The organism is Microcoleus sp. PH2017_05_CCC_O_A (assembly GCF_020738785.1).
In the GTDB taxonomy this organism is placed as follows: Bacteria; Cyanobacteriota; Cyanobacteriia; order Cyanobacteriales; family Microcoleaceae; genus Microcoleus.
Genome location: NZ_JAEQCB010000027.1, coordinates 1 through 18,259, shown reverse-complemented (window position 1 = coordinate 18,259; position 18,259 = coordinate 1). Strand labels below are relative to the sequence as shown.

15 protein-coding genes and 1 pseudogene are annotated in these 18,259 nt (G+C 44.5%); 10 read left to right on the top strand and 6 right to left on the bottom strand.

Annotated features, from left to right (window positions below):
• Positions 1-234: 234 nt before the first annotated feature.
• From JGK20_RS08425 to JGK20_RS08410, 4 genes are all read right to left on the bottom strand, one after another.
• Positions 235-681: a response regulator gene (locus JGK20_RS08425; RefSeq protein ID WP_293155910.1), complete on the bottom strand. Its 447-nt coding sequence runs from the start codon at positions 679-681 to the stop codon at positions 235-237.
• A gap of 50 nt (positions 682-731) precedes the next feature.
• A complete protein-coding gene (locus tag JGK20_RS08420) occupies positions 732-3,428 on the bottom strand; it encodes a PAS domain S-box protein (RefSeq protein ID WP_293230050.1) in 2,697 nt (898 codons plus the stop codon).
• 417 nt (positions 3,429-3,845) lie between these two features.
• Positions 3,846-5,861 carry a transketolase gene (gene tkt, locus JGK20_RS08415; protein WP_293204501.1) on the bottom strand — a complete coding sequence of 672 codons (2,016 nt, stop codon included), beginning with the start codon at positions 5,859-5,861 and terminating at the stop codon, positions 3,846-3,848.
• 50 nt (positions 5,862-5,911) lie between these two features.
• Complete coding sequence (locus JGK20_RS08410; protein WP_293175671.1) at positions 5,912-6,118, bottom strand: hypothetical protein; 207 nt, start codon at positions 6,116-6,118, stop codon at positions 5,912-5,914.
• Positions 6,119-6,591: 473 nt separating this feature from the next.
• On the opposite strand from JGK20_RS08410, the gene lysS reads away from it, so the two are divergent.
• The 5 genes from lysS (at position 6,592) to JGK20_RS08385 (ending at position 11,441) form a co-directional block, all read left to right on the top strand.
• Entirely contained in the window at positions 6,592-8,145 is a 1,554-nt protein-coding gene (gene lysS, locus JGK20_RS08405; RefSeq protein WP_293175673.1) for a lysine--tRNA ligase, read from the top strand.
• Between the two features lie 430 nt (positions 8,146-8,575).
• Positions 8,576-9,838, top strand: coding sequence for a SufS family cysteine desulfurase (locus tag JGK20_RS08400; protein ID WP_293230047.1), 1,263 nt, complete (start codon positions 8,576-8,578; stop codon positions 9,836-9,838).
• 133 nt (positions 9,839-9,971) lie between these two features.
• Positions 9,972-10,367, top strand: coding sequence for a deaminase (locus JGK20_RS08395; RefSeq protein ID WP_293204510.1), 396 nt, complete (start codon positions 9,972-9,974; stop codon positions 10,365-10,367).
• Positions 10,367-10,774 carry an Imm1 family immunity protein gene (locus tag JGK20_RS08390; protein WP_293230044.1) on the top strand — a complete coding sequence of 136 codons (408 nt, stop codon included), beginning with the start codon at positions 10,367-10,369 and terminating at the stop codon, positions 10,772-10,774. Before JGK20_RS08395 ends, JGK20_RS08390 begins: the two co-directional genes overlap by 1 nt.
• Before the next feature lie 34 nt (positions 10,775-10,808).
• Positions 10,809-11,441 carry a Uma2 family endonuclease gene (locus tag JGK20_RS08385; protein ID WP_293204516.1) on the top strand — a complete coding sequence of 211 codons (633 nt, stop codon included), beginning with the start codon at positions 10,809-10,811 and terminating at the stop codon, positions 11,439-11,441.
• Positions 11,442-11,616: 175 nt separating this feature from the next.
• On the opposite strand, the gene JGK20_RS08380 is transcribed toward JGK20_RS08385, so the two are convergent.
• Positions 11,617-12,444, bottom strand: a complete 828-nt coding sequence (locus tag JGK20_RS08380; RefSeq protein ID WP_293230041.1) for an SDR family oxidoreductase — start codon at positions 12,442-12,444, stop codon at positions 11,617-11,619.
• A gap of 111 nt (positions 12,445-12,555) precedes the next feature.
• Between JGK20_RS08380 and JGK20_RS08375 the strand changes: the two genes are divergently transcribed.
• The gene (locus tag JGK20_RS08375; RefSeq protein ID WP_293211161.1) at positions 12,556-13,410 is read left to right on the top strand and encodes a DUF1232 domain-containing protein; all 855 of its coding nucleotides are present in this window, start codon (positions 12,556-12,558) and stop codon (positions 13,408-13,410) included.
• A gap of 190 nt (positions 13,411-13,600) precedes the next feature.
• Here JGK20_RS08375 and JGK20_RS08370 read toward each other — a convergent pair whose 3' ends face one another.
• Positions 13,601-13,915, bottom strand: coding sequence for a zinc ribbon domain-containing protein (locus JGK20_RS08370; protein WP_293189773.1), 315 nt, complete (start codon positions 13,913-13,915; stop codon positions 13,601-13,603).
• Between the two features lie 352 nt (positions 13,916-14,267).
• On the opposite strand from JGK20_RS08370, the gene JGK20_RS08365 reads away from it, so the two are divergent.
• The 4 genes and pseudogenes from JGK20_RS08365 to JGK20_RS08350 form a co-directional block, all read left to right on the top strand.
• A complete protein-coding gene (locus JGK20_RS08365) occupies positions 14,268-14,849 on the top strand; it encodes a hypothetical protein (RefSeq protein WP_293175687.1) in 582 nt (193 codons plus the stop codon).
• A gap of 366 nt (positions 14,850-15,215) precedes the next feature.
• Positions 15,216-15,689, top strand: a complete 474-nt coding sequence (locus JGK20_RS08360) for a TspO/MBR family protein (RefSeq protein WP_293175689.1) — start codon at positions 15,216-15,218, stop codon at positions 15,687-15,689.
• 346 nt (positions 15,690-16,035) lie between these two features.
• Positions 16,036-17,229 carry a transposase gene (locus tag JGK20_RS08355; RefSeq protein ID WP_293230039.1) on the top strand — a complete coding sequence of 398 codons (1,194 nt, stop codon included), beginning with the start codon at positions 16,036-16,038 and terminating at the stop codon, positions 17,227-17,229.
• Positions 17,230-17,724: 495 nt separating this feature from the next.
• Positions 17,725-18,165 (top strand): annotated as a pseudogene (locus tag JGK20_RS08350) (reverse transcriptase N-terminal domain-containing protein); the annotation flags it as partial.
• Between the last annotated feature and the right edge of the window lie 94 nt (positions 18,166-18,259).

Below are 18,259 nucleotides of genomic sequence, written 5' to 3'. Positions count from 1 at the left end.
TATCAAACTCCATCTTCCACTCTTATGCCACTTGTGAAAAAAATGCTTTTTGCCAGACTTTTTCTAGCCAAGTGATACTATTTGCGATTCTGGCATGAGAAATGGCTCTGGGGTTTGCAGTTAGCCTACATTTGCATTTTTTACCGATATCAGGACTGCTGGGTGAATCCTCCTATACCGAATTTCAAAAAGTTGAAAAAATTTTCTATTGGCCATCAGCAAAGTATCTGTTGTTTAATTTAGAGGAAGTTTGACGACTGCGAGCCAGAATTCCTCAATTAACCTGACTACTTTAGTAAATTGTACGAAGTCTACAGGCTTAGTTATGTAACAGTTGGCGTGGAGCGAGTAGGACTTGGCAATATCCTCCGGAGCTGCTGAAGTGGTGAGAATCACTACAGGAATTAATTTTAAATTAGGGTCAGTTTTAATTTCTTCTAGCACTTCAACGCCACTTTTTTTGGGCAGATTCAAATCCAGCAAAATTAAATCAGGACGGGGTACGCCCAGGTAGGGTGCTGTTTTGTGTAAAAACTTGATTGCTTCAACTCCATCCTCCACAAAATGTAAGTTATTCAATATTTTACCCTGACCGAAGGCTTCTATTGCCAAATCGGCGTCGCTGGGCGAATCCTCAATCAGCAGAATCTCAACGGGTCTAACAGTGCTTCGATCGCTCATAACTGGCGTATCCTTTTGATTAGAGGAAAAAAAAATTGAACTTTGACCCTTCAGCTATTAATTATAGGAATAGTGAAGTAAAAAGTCGCTCCTTTTCCCTCCTGAGATTCCACCCATATCCGCCCGCCATGGCGTTCCACAATGCGCTTGCACATCGCCAAACCTATGCCAGTACCGGAATATTCGCGGCGTCCGTGCAGGCGTTGAAAAATGATAAAAATGCGATCGGCATACTCAGGATCGATGCCAATGCCACGATCGCGGACGCTGAACAGCCATTCGCCCTCTTGCCTTTGGGCTGCGATCTGAATGAACGGGATGTCTTCGCGGCAAAATTTGATGCCGTTGGCGATCAAATTTTGGAATAATTGCACCAGTTGAGATTCATCTGCCATCACCGTTGGCATCGCGTCGCAGGTGATGACAGCTTTTGTTTCGGCGATCGCAATTTGCAAATTGCACAAACTTTGCTTGACAGCAGCATTGCAGTCGGCTGGCTCAAACTCCTGACCCCTCGTTCCCAGTCGCGAATACGCCAACAAATCATTAATCAATTGTTGCATTCTGGTCGCGCCGTCAACAATATAATTAATATACTTATCGGCGCGATCGTCCAAATTTTCTTGATAGCGCTGGGCGAGTAATTGAGTGTAACTGGTAACGGCTCGGAGCGGTTCTTGCAAATCGTGGGAAGCCACATAAGCAAATTGTTCTAGTTCCTCGTTAGAACGCTTCAAATCTTCTGTAAGTTGCAGCATTTGCTCCTCTGCTTCTTTGCGGCCTGTAATGTTGTAAACCAACGCACAACAAGACAGCATATTCCCCAGATTGTCGAATACTGGACTGGTAGAAATATAAGTCCAAACATCTTTACCCTCCTTAGTTTTTAGTTGTACTTCACGTTTTTCACCAATAGCTTGCTGGCGCCAATCCACAGGATAGAGATTTGATGTTCTTTCCGGTTCGTCCGTGAAATCCAAAAGCGGTCTACCTAACATTTCTACTTCACTATAGCCAAGCATTCGTGCCATTGCGTGATTGACATAAGTCGTGAGGGAATTGCTGTCAATTACCCAAATACCTTCTTCTGCTAATTCAACTATTTGTCTGTACTTGAATTCGCTTTCCTGCAAAGCTGTTTCAGTTAGTTTGCGATCGGTGATATCTTTCATGAAACAGTGGTGACCGTTAAATGTCCCTTGGGCGTCGCAAGCTTTTACCAGAGTTATTTGCTTGTAAAAAAACGTTCCATTTTTCCGGACTCCTCTAGCTTCCACGTCTACTTTGCCAGAAATTAGCATCTCCTCATAAGCTGAGATTAGCATCTCAATATCATCAGGATGTACGGTGAGTATCCATTCCATACCGACCATTTCTTCGGGTTCGTAACCGCAGGTATGAGCGTAAGCTCGGTTAGCATTGACGTAGCGTCCCTCAATGTCCAGTCGCGAAATGCCTTCCACGGCATTTTGCAGGGCAATGGTGAGGTCGCGGAAATCTTTTTCAGCTTGTTTGCGATCGCTAATATCCTGACCGATACCCAAAAAACCGTTAATATTTCCGTTGTTGTCAAATAAGGCAGTCACAGACAGCAGTACCGGAAACCGCGAACCATCTTTGCGAATGTAACTCCATTCATTTTCGTCAGCTATTCCCCGACGCGCCCAGGCAACAAAAACCTCAAACCCAGGCTCTATTTTTACTCCCAATTCTTGAGAAAGAATTTCTGCTCTTTTACCGACCTCCACAGGATCGTGAATGATTGCTAGCGTAAATTTTCCCACCACTTCTTCGGAGGAATAGCCTAAAAGTTTCTGGGCTGCCAGATTAAATGTTTTAATCGTACCGTCTGGTTCGGTAGAAATAATTGTGTAGTTAGGGCTATTAAGAATTGCATTTTGCAGTTGCGTCAATTCTAACAAAGTGAACGCAATTTTTTGTCTGTAGGCGATTTCTTTTTGCAATTTGTGGTTGTAAATTTCAATTTGAGCAGTGCGAGCGACTACTCGACGCTCCAGAGTTTCATTGAGCAGTCGATTTTCTTCTTCTACCTGCTTGCGTTCTGTAATATCAGTAATAGTAGCAACATAACTTTTAACCTTCCCATTTTCTCCGACTTGACCGACAGCTTGACCGAATACCCAACTGATTTTAGTGCGATCGATGCCTTGAAAGCGGTACTCAGATTTAAACGGCAATTTCTCGGCAGCGGCGCTGTACCATTGGTCAAAAACCCGCTGGCGGTCGTCTGGATGAATGCCTTGGAACCACCCTTTACCCAAAGCTTCATCGCAGCCCATTCCCGAAATTTGACACCAGCGCTCGTTGACATACAAGCAATCTCCTATAGCGTCTGCATAAAATATTCCCACCGGCGAAGCTTCAGTTAAGGTTTGATAGCGAGCTTCTGTTTCTCGGCGTTCGATGATTTCTTGTTGCAGTATGCGATCGATCATCCCTAATTGAGTTGGACTCAGGAGAGTTAATGCTTGGGGAACTAAAGGAATTAATGCAAAAGCCGTGTAAGCAGAAATCGCGGCGGTAATCATTTTTAGACAGCCAGAAACCCAATAAACAGGATGCCAAAGCGTCCAAACTTCCATTACATGAGTAGTACCGCAGGAGATAATAAAGGCGGCAAACAGCCAAAAAATGTTGCGAAATGGCAAGTCTTTTCGCTGACTGATAAAATAAATTAGGGATAGGGGTATTGAATAGTATGCCAGGGCAATTATCGAGTCTGACACTATATGCAGCGCGACAAGCTCTCGCTGCCAAAGGTAACAGTGGCCGTGAGGAATGTAATTCCCGATGAATAAGAGGTTATTTAAAACAGTCCACATGATAAAGAAATGGGTAATGGGGAATCGGGAATTGGGAATTGGGAATTGGTAATTGGTAATTGGGAATGGGTAATGGGGAATGGAAAATTTAACCCAATAACTTATAAGTTATCTCAAAATTCAAAAATCTACAGAAGACCGGGCGAAGGTCATTCGCGGCTACACAAACAAAACCCGCCTCCGCGGGTTGAAGTTTTATCTTTTTCCGTCTTCCTTCTTCCTTCTTCCGTCTTCCTTCTTCCGTCTTCCTTCTTCCTTCACCCATAAAAAAAGGGGCGAGCCCCAAGCCCGCCCCATCCAAAATTATGCTGCTGCTATTGATTAACCCAACAGCGCTTTAGCCTTAGCTACGACATTATCAACGGTGTAGCCAAACTTTTCTAGAGCAACGGGGCCTGGTGCAGAAGCGCCGAAGGTGTCGATGCTGATGCTGTCGCCTTCGGAACCCAAATAACGTCCCCAGCCGAAGCTAGAAGCTGCTTCAACTGCTAACCGTTTGGTAACAGCTTTTGGTAGTACAGATTCGCGGTAAGCGGCATCTTGCAAGTCGAACAATTCCCAGCAAGGCATCGAAACGACGCGGACTTTATTGCCGGCGGCGCGCAATTTTTCAGCGGCATCAACGCAGAGGTATGTTTCGCCACCGGTGCCGATCAAAATGATGTCGGGAGTACCGCCGTCGTCTGACAAAGTGTAAGCGCCTTTGGCTGTTCCTTCGATCGAGCTTCCGGCCAAATTGGGCAAGTTTTGACGAGACAAAGCCATCAAAGTGGGGCGTTTGGGGCTTTCAACTGCCACCTTGTAAGCACCGGATGTTTCGTTTCCATCCGCAGGGCGCATTACCAATAAATTGGGGATGGCGCGCAGGGAAGCGATGGTTTCGACTGGTTGGTGGGTGGGGCCGTCTTCGCCCAAGGCTACGGAGTCGTGAGTCATGACATAGATGACTCCGGCTTCGGAGAGTGCGGAGAGGCGAATTGCGCCGCGCATATAGTCGGCAAATACCAAGAATGTGGCGCAGTAAGGTATTAAGCCACCGTGGAGGAGCATACCATTGGCGATCGCGCCCATAGCGTGTTCCCGCACACCAAACCGCAGATTGCGTCCTTCGTATTGACCTTTTTGGAAATCTTTTTCACCCTTGAGCAAAGTCATGTTAGAAGATGCCAAGTCAGCGGAACCGCCGATCAATTCAGGTAGGACAGCAGCCAAAGCATTCAAACATTTTCCAGAATGATTCCGGCTGGAATCTGCCTTATCTTCCGGCTTGTAAGTCGGGAGAACTTTATCCCAACCTTCGGGAAGTGTGCCAGCAACGGTGCGCTCATATTCCGCTGCTTCTGCGGGATATTTTGCTTTATAATCAGCAAAAGCTTGATTCCATTCTTGCTCAGATTGAGCGCCGCGTTCAACTGCTTTGCGGAAGTGTGACAAAGCATCGCTAGGAATTTCAAACGGTGCGTATTCCCACTTCAAGAAATCGCGAGTTGCTTTCACTTCATCGGTACCCAAAGCAGCACCGTGAGAACTGTAAGAATTGCGCTTGTTGGGAGAACCGTAACCAATGATGGTGCGGACTTTAATCATGGACGGTTTGTCCGTGACTTTTTTCGCTTCTTCAATAGCTTTGTGAACTGCTTCTAGGTTAGTATCGTTGTCTAGAGCAGTATTGTCTACTGTAATAACGTGCCAGTTGTAAGCTTCAAAACGCTTGCCGACATCTTCAGTAAAGGCCAAGCTAGTGTCGCCTTCAATGGAAATGTGATTGTCATCGTACAGGGCAATTAATTTGCCGAGTCCGAGGTGTCCAGCCAAGGAACAAGCTTCGCCGGAAATGCCTTCCATGTGGCAGCCGTCACCCATGATGACATAGGTGTAGTGGTCAACAATGGTGTTACCGGGCTTGTTAAACTTGGCAGCGAGGTGAGCTTCTGCCATTGCCAAACCGACGGCGTTAGCAATGCCTTGTCCCAGAGGGCCTGTAGTAACTTCTACGCCTTCGGTGACAAAGTTTTCTGGGTGTCCGGGGGTTTTGGATTCCCACTGACGGAATTGCTTGATGTCGTCGAGGCTGACGCTATCGTAGCCGGTCAAGTGCATGAGGGCGTACTGTAGCATACAGCCGTGTCCGGCCGAGAGGACGAAGCGATCGCGATTGAACCACTTGGGGTTTTTGGGGTTGAACCGCATAAACCGATCCCACAGCACGAAGGCCATAGGAGCAGCGCCCATCGGCAGTCCCGGGTGTCCTGATTTTGCTTTTTCTACCGCATCGATGGCGAGAAAGCGGATAGAGTTGATGCAGAGTTCTTCGAGTGATTGAGTTGCAACAGCCATAATTCTGGTTTTTATATGTTAAGAGAGAGTGTGTGTGATATCATATCGGGTCAATCGATCGTAATTCTTGTAGGGGCGGGTTCACCAATAATCCCCAATGAAAACCAGAGTTTTAGTAAACCCGCCCCGACCCAAATAGTACGATCGATCGACCGGACATGATATGTGTGGTCGATTGTGGCAGAGGTGCGATGAGTCGAGTTCGATCGCCCGCGTCTCTGCTGTTCAGTTTCTGTGGAACTGCCGTGAGGCTGCACTACATATCATCTCACCACTTGCGATCGACAGACAACTTAATTTTTTAAGGTTTCGCCCGCTTTGACAGTTGGTAGTTGGCAGTTGGCAGTTGGCAGTTGGCAGTTGGCAGTTGACAGTTGGCAGTTGAGAGTGGGAATCAAACCGTTTATCTGTAAGGAGTTTAGTTTTTTTTTGTGAGATTATTTACGTCTGCGCCGGATGTGGCGGTTGCGATCGCAGATGTTAGTCAACAGTTAAGGCACGCCTGACGATCGCAAGTGTATCTTAGTTGTTTGAAAAATTCATCCCTGTTGCGCGGTTATGATAAAGTCTAGTGTTTCTCACATTTTGCAGCTTGGTCAGGAACAGGCAAGATGCTTGTCCCACAAAGAGTGAATTTTCTGGTGGGGTGAGCAGGCGAGCCCGCCCGAAGCGCCAGCACGAGAATAGTGCAAGATGTAAGATATTGGTAATTTTAACCAGGCAATAAGTAATGACTCTGAGTGAAGCCGAAGTCCGCAGTCAAAAAGTAGACGAACTGCGATCGCAAGGCATAGAACCGTATCCTAGCCAATCCTACGCGCGATCGCACACAGCCCAACAAGTTCGCGAAATATTTAGTCAGCCGGGAAAAGAACTCGCCAATGGAGAAAGCGATCCCGAAGAAATTTCCCTGCGATTAGCAGGCCGGATTATTTCCAAGCGAGACAGCGGCAAAATTGGTTTCATCGATTTAAAAGACGCCACAGACAAAATTCAACTCAAAATCGAGAAAGCAATCGTCACCGGTGAAGTCGGTTTGAGCTTTGAACAAATTAAAAAATTGCTTGATATCGGCGATTTTGTCGGCGTCCAAGGTATTGGCTGCCGCACGCCACGGGGAGAACTTTCTATTTTAGTGCGGGAATTCACCCTTTTATCAAAAGCTACAATCCAATTTCCCGATGCTTATTACGGCATTAACGACCCCGAAGTTTGCCGCCGCCACCGCGAAATGGATTTGGCTAGCAACCAAGATGCGCTCAACCGTTTCATGCTCCGCAGCCGCATCGTTCAAAGCATCCGTTCCTATCTCTGGAAAGCAGATTTTTACGAAATAGAAACACCGACACTCCAAGCTATTTACGGTGGTGCTGCTGCTAAGCCGTTCATGACGCACCACAATGCTTTGGAAGTAGACTTATATTTGCGAGTGGCACCGGAACTGTTCTTAAAAAGAGCTATTTGCGGCGGTTTTGAGCGAGTATTTGAACTAGGAAAAGCCTTTAGAAATGAGGGTATTGACAGCACTCACAATCCCGAGTTTACCTCCTTAGAAGTTTACCAAGCTTATGCAGATGTGTTCGACATTTTAACAGTTGTCGAAGATGTGATGTGTTTTGCGGCGGCGGCTGTCTTTGGAGATGTCGTGGAAATTGAAAATCAGGGAGAAACCATCAGTTTAGAGCGCAAGTTCGACTACAGCGACAAATATCCCGGTTTTAGCGGCAAACACTGGCAAGTTAAAACGATGGTGGAAGCTGTCAGAGACGAGTTTGGGCTGGATTTTGACAGTTTGGACTTGGAAAGTGCGATCGGCTCTGCAAGCAAGCTAGAACTGCATCTGTCAAAGTTAGAACAACAAAGTTTAGGCTACGTCTTGTACGCAGTTTTTGACAAATTAGTTGTTCCCAAACTAATTCAACCGACATTCATCATCGACTATCCCGTCGAAGTCAGTCCTCTAGCCAAAGGACACCGCAGCAAACCGGGATTTGTCGAACGTTTCGAGCTATTTATTAATGGCACAGAATACTCGAACGGCTTCTCAGAATTGAACGATCCGAAAGAGCAAAGAAAGCGCTTTGAAGAACAGCTAGCGCAGAAAAACGCAGGCGACGACGAAGCGCATCCCATGGATGAAGACTTCATCCAAGCGCTATCTTTGGGAATGCCGAATTGTGCGGGAATGGGCATCGGCGTAGATAGATTGGTGATGCTTTTAACTAATACTCAAAGCATCCGAGATGCCGTAATGTTCCCGACAATGCGGCCAGTGAAAGATTAGTCAAATTTTGTAGGTGGTGTCTTGATTTATCAAGATTATAGCCCTTCTCAGATAGGTGAGGTACGTTGTTGGGCTTTAGCCCTCTTAGTGTATTATATAAGCTGTCAGTCATACCTCATCTTTTAGAGAAAAGCTCTAGTTAGACTCGAAAGGCTTTTGGATTTTCAAATCCCAAAATCCAAATTGACTTTTCCCCCTCAAAGCCGTGTCCGATCAATTAACCGCAGTAAGATTCGTTTGTAGTGCGGACTTCAGTCCGCAGCCAAAAAGCGGAATTAATTAAAGTACGTTGTTGGGCTTTAGCCCTCTTTAGACATATATAAAAAGGGCTAAAGCCCAACAACGTACCTATTGATGCAAAAAATCGTTTAAAATGGAATTGCGCCCTAATCTTGCAAAAAAATAACTTCTCATTGTTAACTCAGAAAATATGACACTTATTCAAGAAAAAACTCTAGCCTCAAAAGTTCGCGCCGACTTCCCCATTTTGACGCAAAAAGTCAACGGTAAACCGCTAATTTATTTAGACAACGCAGCGACTTCCCAAAAACCCCTAGCTGTACTCAACGCTTGGCGCGATTACTACGAACAATACAATGCCAACGTCCACCGCGGCGCCCACACTCTCAGCGCCAAAGCAACTGATGCTTACGAAGGTGCGAGAGACAAAGTTGCAGCATTTATCAATGCAGCATCGCGACAAGAAATTGTTTACACTCGCAACGCCACGGAAGCAATTAATTTAGTTGCTTATTCTTGGGGTTTAAGCAATCTGCAAGCGGGAGATGAAATTATCCTGTCGGTGATGGAACACCACAGCAATCTCGTTCCCTGGCAAATGATTGCTCAAAAAACTGGTGCGGTGTTAAAGTTTGTAGAGTTGACTGCAACTTACGAGTTTGATTTGGAACAGTTTAAAACGCTGGTTTCCCACAAAACTAAGTTGGTATCTGTGGTTCACGTTTCCAATACTTTAGGCTGCATCAATCCAGTCAAAGAAATATGCAAAATTGCCCACAGTTTCGGCGCCAAAGTTTTAATTGATGCTTGCCAAAGCGTGCCGCACATGGTAGTAGACGTGCAAGCAATGGATTGCGATTGGCTGGTTGCTTCCGGCCACAAAATGTGCGCTCCGACTGGTATCGGTTTTCTGTACGGTAAACTAAACTTGCTGAGAGAAATGCCTCCGTTTTTCGGCGGCGGCGAGATGATTGCTGATGTGTTTCTCGAATATTCCACCTATGCTGATTTGCCGCACAAGTTTGAGGCGGGGACTCCGGCAATCGGTGAGGCGATCGCCCTTGGTGCTGCGATCGACTATCTTAGTAACATAGGCATGGAGCAGATTCACGCCTGCGAAGCCGACTTGACAGCTTATCTCTTCCAACAATTGCGGCAAATTCCCCAGATCAAGATTTACGGGCCACAACCAGACAGCAACGGCGAAGGTAGAGCAGCGCTAGCATCCTTTAGCGCCGGAGAACTTCACCCTCAAGACTTGTCTACGATGTTGGATCAGGAGGGCGTCGCGATTCGTTCCGGGCATCACTGCACGCAAGCTTTGCACCGCTATTTGAACATTTCATCTACTGCACGGGCGAGTGTGTATTTTTACAATACCTATGAGGAGATTGATGTGTTTGTCAAAGCGTTGAAAGAGACGATCGACTTTTTTGGTGAGATGATGGGGTAATTTGGTGAGGTGGGCTTTTGCCCACCCCCTAGTAATATGATAAATCTCAGATTCGCAATCCCAAATCCCAAAACCAGAACGTAACATGGTAAAATTGGGCTGTCAACCCAAAGGAAAGGCAAAAATATAAAGTGTGTTAGATGAACTAGGTGCATATAGACAAAGCCTAGGTTTACCACCGGCTGGCAGCGAAACCGATAAATCAACCATAGCTAAAGTAGAAATAGCGGGTAAAAGTTTTTTTGGCATCAACTCTGGCAGCAACCCCAATCGTCGGCAAATAACCTTTAATGTCAATCCTATCACCAAAACCCACGCTGAAGCCGATGCTTTTCAACAAGCAGCCGATGCGGGAATTAGAGGAGGTAAAGCACGTTTGATTTGCGATCGTGAACTTTGTGCCGCCTGCGGCTTAAGAGGTGGAGTAAACTCTATGGCTTGGCAGTTAAATATAGAAGAATTAGAAATTATTACTCCCAGTGGAAGTAAGACAATAACCATTAAACCGCCAAATACAAGGAGGCAATAATGTTTGTATTAAACCTGTCAGCAGAAAATTGGGTTGGCAACCAGGATGAAGGTAATTTAATAAAAAGTCCTACTTGGAATCAAATAGAACAAGCCATTCGCGAGTTGAATGGGAAAACTAAAACTTTAGTTACCTTGGGTGCAGATGACGAGTCTTATATGAGCATTGGTGGTGGTGAATTCGGCAAATATATTGTTAACATAACTTTTGATAACGTTAGCTTCTATAATTTAGTAGAGCCATCAAAACCAGATGCAATAGAAAAGCTAGTTGTCGGCGGACAAGAAGGCAATTATTCCGCCAAAATGTGTGTGAATTTAGAGACTGCACTGTTGGCAGCCCAAACATTTACAGCATCAGGAGAACTTCAAAAATCGCTGGAACTAACTTTGCCCGTGCTACAATAAAACCAGAGTTTTCTCAGCTCAAGGAGATTTTGAGATGATTGCTACCACTTCAAGTTTAGCCGAACAGAGAACCCTGCTAGAAAATATTAGCTGGTCAACCTTTGAAACCTTGCTCAAAGAAATAGGCGATAAGCGAGGTTATCGCATAGCTTACGATGAAGGGAGACTGGAAATTATGGCGCCATTATTTGAACATGAGAACTACAAGAGCAATTTCGGTAATTTCATCATTGCTTTAGCAGAAGAACTCGACATTGAAATTAAAAGTGCTGGCTCAACTACTCTCAAACTCAAAAATGCTAAAAAAGGCATAGAACCAGATAACTGTTATTATATCCCAAATGAACCAGCAGTTAGAGGTAGGCAAGAACTAGACTTAGAAACTGCCCCACCGCCAGATTTAGCCATTGAAATAGATATTACCAGCAGTTCAATTAATAAGTTTGCCATTTACTCAGCACTTGGAGTCCCGGAACTCTGGCTATATAACGGGCGAGTTTTGAAATTTTATCAGTTGGTAGAAACAGAATATATTGAGCGCGACTTTAGTATTGCTTTTCCCTTTGTATCAGCAGCGGAAATGGCTATTTTTTTCACTCGCACTCAAACGATGGGGGAAATTGCTTTGCTGAAATCTTTTAGGACTTGGGTTAAAGGGAAAATATAGCATCAGGAATTACGGACAAACTGGCTTTTATTGTGGCGAGTTGGCAAGATCGTGTCCGCAGTCAGTAGCACGATAAAATAGGTTTGTAGTAAGGACTTTAGTCCTCTTTAAACTATGAGGACTAAAGTCCTCACTACGAACTTTATAACGGCGGACACGATCTAAATTTAGATAATTAAAACTCACTAATTTCAGGATGGATAAACTGATAGCCAGCCGCCTTAATTTTTTGATTCGATACCCTCGCATTATAAGGCCGCACGCTGCTCACAGATGTATCCCAAGTAGCTTTCGGTAGATTGTGAGTTTCAAAAATGCGATCGACTAATTCGCGACTGGATAGCGACACATCCCCGACTAAATTGTAAATCCCCTGCAATCGATTGTCCAATGCAAAGGTCAATCCCCCAACAATATCATCTCGATGCACCCAATTTGTCGCATCTTCCCCGGCGCCCGGACGAGTTGTCCCAGCCCAACGTCCAAAGATTTTAACTAATTCTCGCCCGGGCCCGTAAATGCCACCCAAACGGAGAATGCAAACTTGCAGGTTTGGATTCGATGCTGCTAATAAAACTCGTTCGGTTTCGGCGAGAATTTCACCGTTGGGATTGGCGGGCGCGACGGGCGATTCTTCATCTACCAGTTTACCTTGACAGTCGCCGTACACAGAATAAGTACCCGTATAAATCACCTGCTTGACTTTCGGTGTCTGCTGTAAAACCGATACCAAAGTTGTCGCAGTCTCTAAGTAACTTTCCCGGTAAGCATCAGCATTTCGAGCACCGACGCACAGCATAACAGCATCTTGATCTTGCAGTAAACTCGCGATCGCACCTGCATCATTTCCCTTAAGCACAACTACCCGCTGGGCGACACCCTCCAATTCACTAACTCGGCTCGCCGTCGTAGTTGTCGCCGTCACGGTACAATCAGATTTACCGCGTAAATGTCGGGCTGTCGCAGTACCCACATAGCCGCACCCGACGATCGCAACTTTCATCAAAAATTCTCCATTTTGTCCTAGCTTTTAAGATTATTGCCGGTTTTTGCGAAGATTCGAGGTCAGGTTTGTGGTACGATCGAGATCGTCGCGAGCGATCCCAGTTGCATCATGTCCGAACAAGATATTTTTGCTACATCTTCAGAAACCGAACTTTTAGCTTTTTACGGTTCTTTATTTGCGATCGCAGCCGCCGACGGTTCTGTTGATATTGACGAACTAAATTTGTTCTTTAAAACCATAAATTTAGACAAGTTTTCGGATTCAGCCAAGGCTCAAATCCAATCCTACACAGCGACTCCACCATCTCTGGGCGACTGTTTGCAAACTCTCAGTCAGTCAAAAGAACCGCTGCGCTTGGGAGTCATGTATTTTTTGATCGGCATTGCTTTGGCAAATAATACCCTGCATCCCACAGAAAGCGAGGCGATTCAATCCGCGAAAAAAATGCTCGCAGTTTCCGATTTGCAAATTCAAGCCATGCAAGAATTCATCGCAGACATGAAACAAATACAGGAGGCTGCGCCCAAAAAAAATCAAGCATCAGCATCATTTAATACTGCCGTTTCCCAGCTCAAAAATAAGGGCATTCCTCTCGATTTAATCGACCCCAAAAGAACCACCATAAACCTCAGCAATCCGCAACCAGATTATTCCGATGAAAGTTTTTGGGCAAAACTTAAAAAATTTGCTTTAAGCGCTGGCCGAGAAGTAGTTGAAAAAGCTTTGACGCTTTATTACACTGCTCAAAATCCCAACGTACCGGCTTGGGCTAAAACCGTTGTTGTGGGAGCTTTGACCTATTTTATATCTCCGGTTGATGCGATTCCAGATATATTAGTCGGTGTCGGATTTACAGATGATTTGGGGGTGTTGCTGGCGGCGATAGCGACTGTTTCAGTATACATTAATGCTGAAACTAAAGCACAAGCACAGCAGAAAATGAGTGATTGGTTTGGTAAATAATCTTATCAGGTTTGTAGTAAGGACTTTAGTCCTGCTAAACTTAAAAATTAAGAAGGACTGAAGTCCTCACTACGAACTTTTAAGAAGGACTGAAGTCCTCACTACGAACTTTTAAGAAGGACTGAAGTCCTCACTACGAACTTTTAAGAAGGACTGAAGTCCTCACTACGAACTTAGTGATTGTGGATTCTCAGTCTTTCAGCGGCTTACCTTCTCGATTGATAATACGGCTTTCACCATCTTTAGCCGTGACATTTTCATAAACCCCTTCATCTCGCTTCACATACTTGCTGAAACCCTGATTTTTGTAATCAGTGTCGGATGTCGGCTTCATCAACCTCGGAGCGCTCAGCATTCGGCGTACCGGAGTATCTCCAGGAGTATCCCCGGGTTCGCACTTAGCCAACTCGCATAGTTGGGCCCAAGTCGAAACTTCCAGGTTCATGCTGTGCGAAACTTCTAACTGCTGGTTGTTTGTGGGACAAAAATAATCGTATACAGGCATACTAAGAATCTCGCTTGCAACTACTAAAATTACTAATTGCACGGTAACAGTGAGTATTATAACTCAAAATTACTAACAATTCAAGCCAAAAAAGCAAAGTTTACTATTTTTAATGGTTGTTGAAACAGCAAATCAGCTATATTATTAACCCTGTGCAGTTGCTCCCGAATGCGATCGAGACCAAGCCCAATACTACGCTACCCTGAAATCCTCTGACTCGATCGACGGCTAGCAAATGCCCCCAAGACTTCTCTGAATGCCGTCAAAGGATTTATCGTCATTTCAGACTGCGCCCAAACTACTGATTTTAAGTTTCAAGTGTATTCATCTATTCACCAGTGAGGATTTACCGATGAGCGATTTCAAAGTTACGCCAGAAGTGGAGCTGAATACAGCTCAAATGTTGGAGCGATACCAACTACAAGATGAGACTATTCTGCGGCGTTGGGCAAAACTGCACGGCATCAACAGCACTCGCGGTTTCTTCTATCCTAGTGAAGTAGATTTGATGGATCACGCTCACCATCACCTCTACAATTTGGGAATGAGTGTTGCTGAGTATCAAAGTCTTTTAGACCGGCGCCGCAGCCATTCTCAGACATCAGGGGATCAAAATAAAACAGTAGCAAGTCAAGTTGCTGATGAAGCATACGATGCCATAGAAATGCTGACAGATCAGTATTCAGAAGCTATTGATTTAATGGGAGAACGTATAGCAGATCATTTCATCGATGAACTCGATTTATCTGTGATGCGACACCTTTCTCAAAAAGTTAAAGATCGTCGCACACTCAACGGCCAAACTAAAAAACCCAACCGTTTTCTCCAAGTAATTAAAGCTGTGTTGCAACCGAGCAGTGAAAATACGCTTCTGGTTCCCAGAAAAGATGATGACTCTAGTTTAGAATTAGAACACCATCACCGGCTCGGCTAGCGGATTGATTTGCAAGGCTAAGCGCTACTTGTCGCGGTAAGGTGCGCGTCGCGCACCCTACATAATTAGGTTATGTTTCCGGGATTGTGAAGGCAATAAACTTGCTGTTTTTAACCAAGAAGAATGGGTTTAGAGCCTCCTCCTTCGAGGGAGAAATAAAACAAAATTATTCACTGTTTCATTCCTAGGACTTATAGGTAGAGGTCGCTCTCCAACTGTCAACTGTCAACTGTCAACTGTCAACTGTTGAACAGCCTAATTTACCTTGCAATTATCAATTTAAGACTGGAGAGAGATGTGCTTTGCCTCGGAATTACCTAAAATATAGGTTTAATTGAAACAGTTAATCTAGCTAAAGGTAGAGAAATGATTAAATCATGGATGGTAATTGGAGCAGTCGTCTTGATAGTAGCTTTGGCGATTAACAGAATTTCGACCAGTGACATCCAATGGTTCAACCGATTAGTGCGTCCGAGATGGCTAAAAATTGAAGCAGCAATTCCTATAATTTGGACAGTAATTTTTATTTGTGGAGCTTGGTCAGCAGTGATTGTTTGGGAGCAAGCACCGGGAACTCAGGAGACTTGGTTGAGAATGGGTTTGTACCTGCTTTTAGAAATAGTAACTATGTCTTATACGTCGGTTATGTGCAAAGTTAGGAGCCTCAAAGTCGGTACGATAATCGGCGGAACTGGCGCAATTTTAAGCGTGCTGCTAGCTTTGAGCGTGTTGGCTGCTTCTGAATCAGCGACCTTGTTATTGCTGCCTTACATACTCTGGAGTCCGATCGGCACTTACACGACTTGGGCGATGATGCACCTCAATCCGGCGGATGTTTAATTGATAGAAGTCCGAGGGAAGTCGGAAGAAGGAAAAGGGAAAAGGGAAAAGGGAAAGATTTTTAGGGTGTGTCGCCATCAACAATTTTTATATTCAATCGACAATCTCACACTGAGGGTTGTCTTATAACTGTTGAAGCTCCCTGGTGCGTCGCTATTAGATTGTCGGTCTTTTTTGAAGATTGGCTATGGCGACACACCTTACGGAAAACTTAAAAATCCCAAATCCAAAATGGTATTATAAAACTTCATTAAGTTTGCAAGCAATAGTAAGCAATGGTAGTATCATATAGTCAGAAGGTCAACAAGCGAGAATTATAGCGATCGTTAAAAAATGGAGAGTCTAAATGCAACTAGCAGAGAGACACATCATTAAATCCACCGAACACCGTTTTATTGAAATTGATGTACTAGCCTTTAAATCCAAAAATTTGTATAACGCCGCTAACTACATTATCCGTCAAAGTTTTGTTTACGGATGGGGTTATATCAATTACAACGAAATGAATCGTTTGATGAAATCTCATCAAGCATACAAAGAATTGCCAGCCAAGGTAAGTCAACAAATATTAATGATATTAGACAAAAATTGGAAGTCTTTTTTTGAAGCAGTCAAAGCTTACAAAAATAACCCCACAAAATTTAGCGGTCGCCCGAAATTACCGAAGTACAAAGATAAAGTCAAGGGTCGGAATATTCTAGTCTATACGATTCAAGCCATTAGTAGCAAGGAACTCAAGAAAGGAATTATCAAGCTTTCCGGTACTAATATTTTAATTAAAACCCAGGTCAAACCAGAGAAAATTTGTCAAATTAGATTAGTGCCAAAATGTGATTCCTATGTAATTGAGGTAATTTACAATGCCTGTACTCAGCCGGAGCCCACCATCGAAAACAAAAAAGAATTAGTAGGTAGTATCGATTTAGGATTGAATAATTTAGTAGCGCTAACTTCAAATCAGCCGGGGTTTGTCCCTTTACTGATAAACGGGCGACCACTCAAATCAATTAATCAATTCTACAACAAACGTAAAGCACAACTGCAATCTCAATTAAAAGGAAACCGCTGCTCGTCATCACGTCTTGGGCGCCTAACTCGTTGCCGCCATCAAAAAGTTGATAATTACTTGCATCATACCAGTCGCCAGATAATCAATCTGCTCGCATCACAAAAGATAGGGATGCTAGTAATTGGCAAAAACGTACAAGGTCAAAATGAGATTAATTTAGGCAAGAGAACCAATCAAAACTTTGTCAATATTCCTCATGCTCGGCTAATTGAAATGTTGAAATACAAAGCTGAATTGGTTGGAATAAAGGTAATAGAGCAAGAGGAATCCTATACTTCCAAATCGAACGTGCGTTTCGTTCTGAAGAAACCCAGAAATGGGGGGAATTCAGGCTCTAATAAGGTAATCCAATATGGATTGAGTTCGCACTTTAATCCCTTGTTAGATGACAACTTGTTCGTCTTGTGGGTGAGAACACTGTTCAAGTCCCATCCCGCTGGTGCTGCGGTGAAAGCATCACCCCTACGGTAGCGATTAGCCATCAATCCGTAAAGCGGGGTGAAAAAGCGGTAACTGGAAAACCTATTCTAGAATCCCGTTGAGCAGGAGTTTATGGGTAGCAAAAGCAAAGGTACATCCGAACCATCGTGAGAGATAACCAGCGAAACAGGTTGATACGCTGGGAGTCCCAAAAGGGCAAGGATTGGTAATAAAGGGATTCTACCTTCAATTTACCACAGGGTTGGCAATTGTTTGTTTGACCAACCAAGCACTCTGTAATAAACCCGGTGGAAAGTACCACCCTAAAAGCTCTAAACAAAGACGAACAGGAACGAAATAACCTACCGTTTGCTCTCTGGAAAAGTCGATTTTCAGAGTAGGTGCTAACCGGATGCAACGGCAAGGAGAGATTGGGTCAAAAGCGAAAGCTCCCCTGTAACGAGGGAGATATGCAGACAGACCCACGGTGTCTCGGAAGATAGAGCCTCCAGTAGCAATATAAAAGTCATGAGCACGGTAAAACCGATGTATGAATGGAACAAGACTCCTTGGCGAAAGCTGGAAAGAGTTGTGTTCAAGTTGCAGAAAAGAATCTATCAAGCCGCCAATCGTGGTGATATTAAGGCGCTTCGCAGACTCCAAAAGTTGTTGATGAAGTCCTGGGCTGCAAAATGCTTAGCGGTTCGTAGGGTTACTCAGGATAACAAAGGAAAAAAGACGGCAGGTGTGGATGGTGTCAAATCACTAACCCCAAAGCAACGCCTTGACCTAATAGGTAATATAAACCTGAGTTCAAAGGTCAGCCCAACCAGGCGAGTATGGATTCCCAAGCCTGGTACAGAAGAGAAGCGACCTTTAGGAATCCCAACAATGAAAGACCGGGCATTGCAGGCGCTTGTTAAACTGGCATTAGAACCAGAATGGGAAGCGCGATTTGAACCGAACCAATATGGGTTCAGACCTGGAGTGCGATTCGTTGGGTAGAAACTAACCCTGAAATGGGTAGAGGATTACCCGCAAGCTACACAAGAATCTTCTCCCAAAAGAAGAGGCTTCGGCA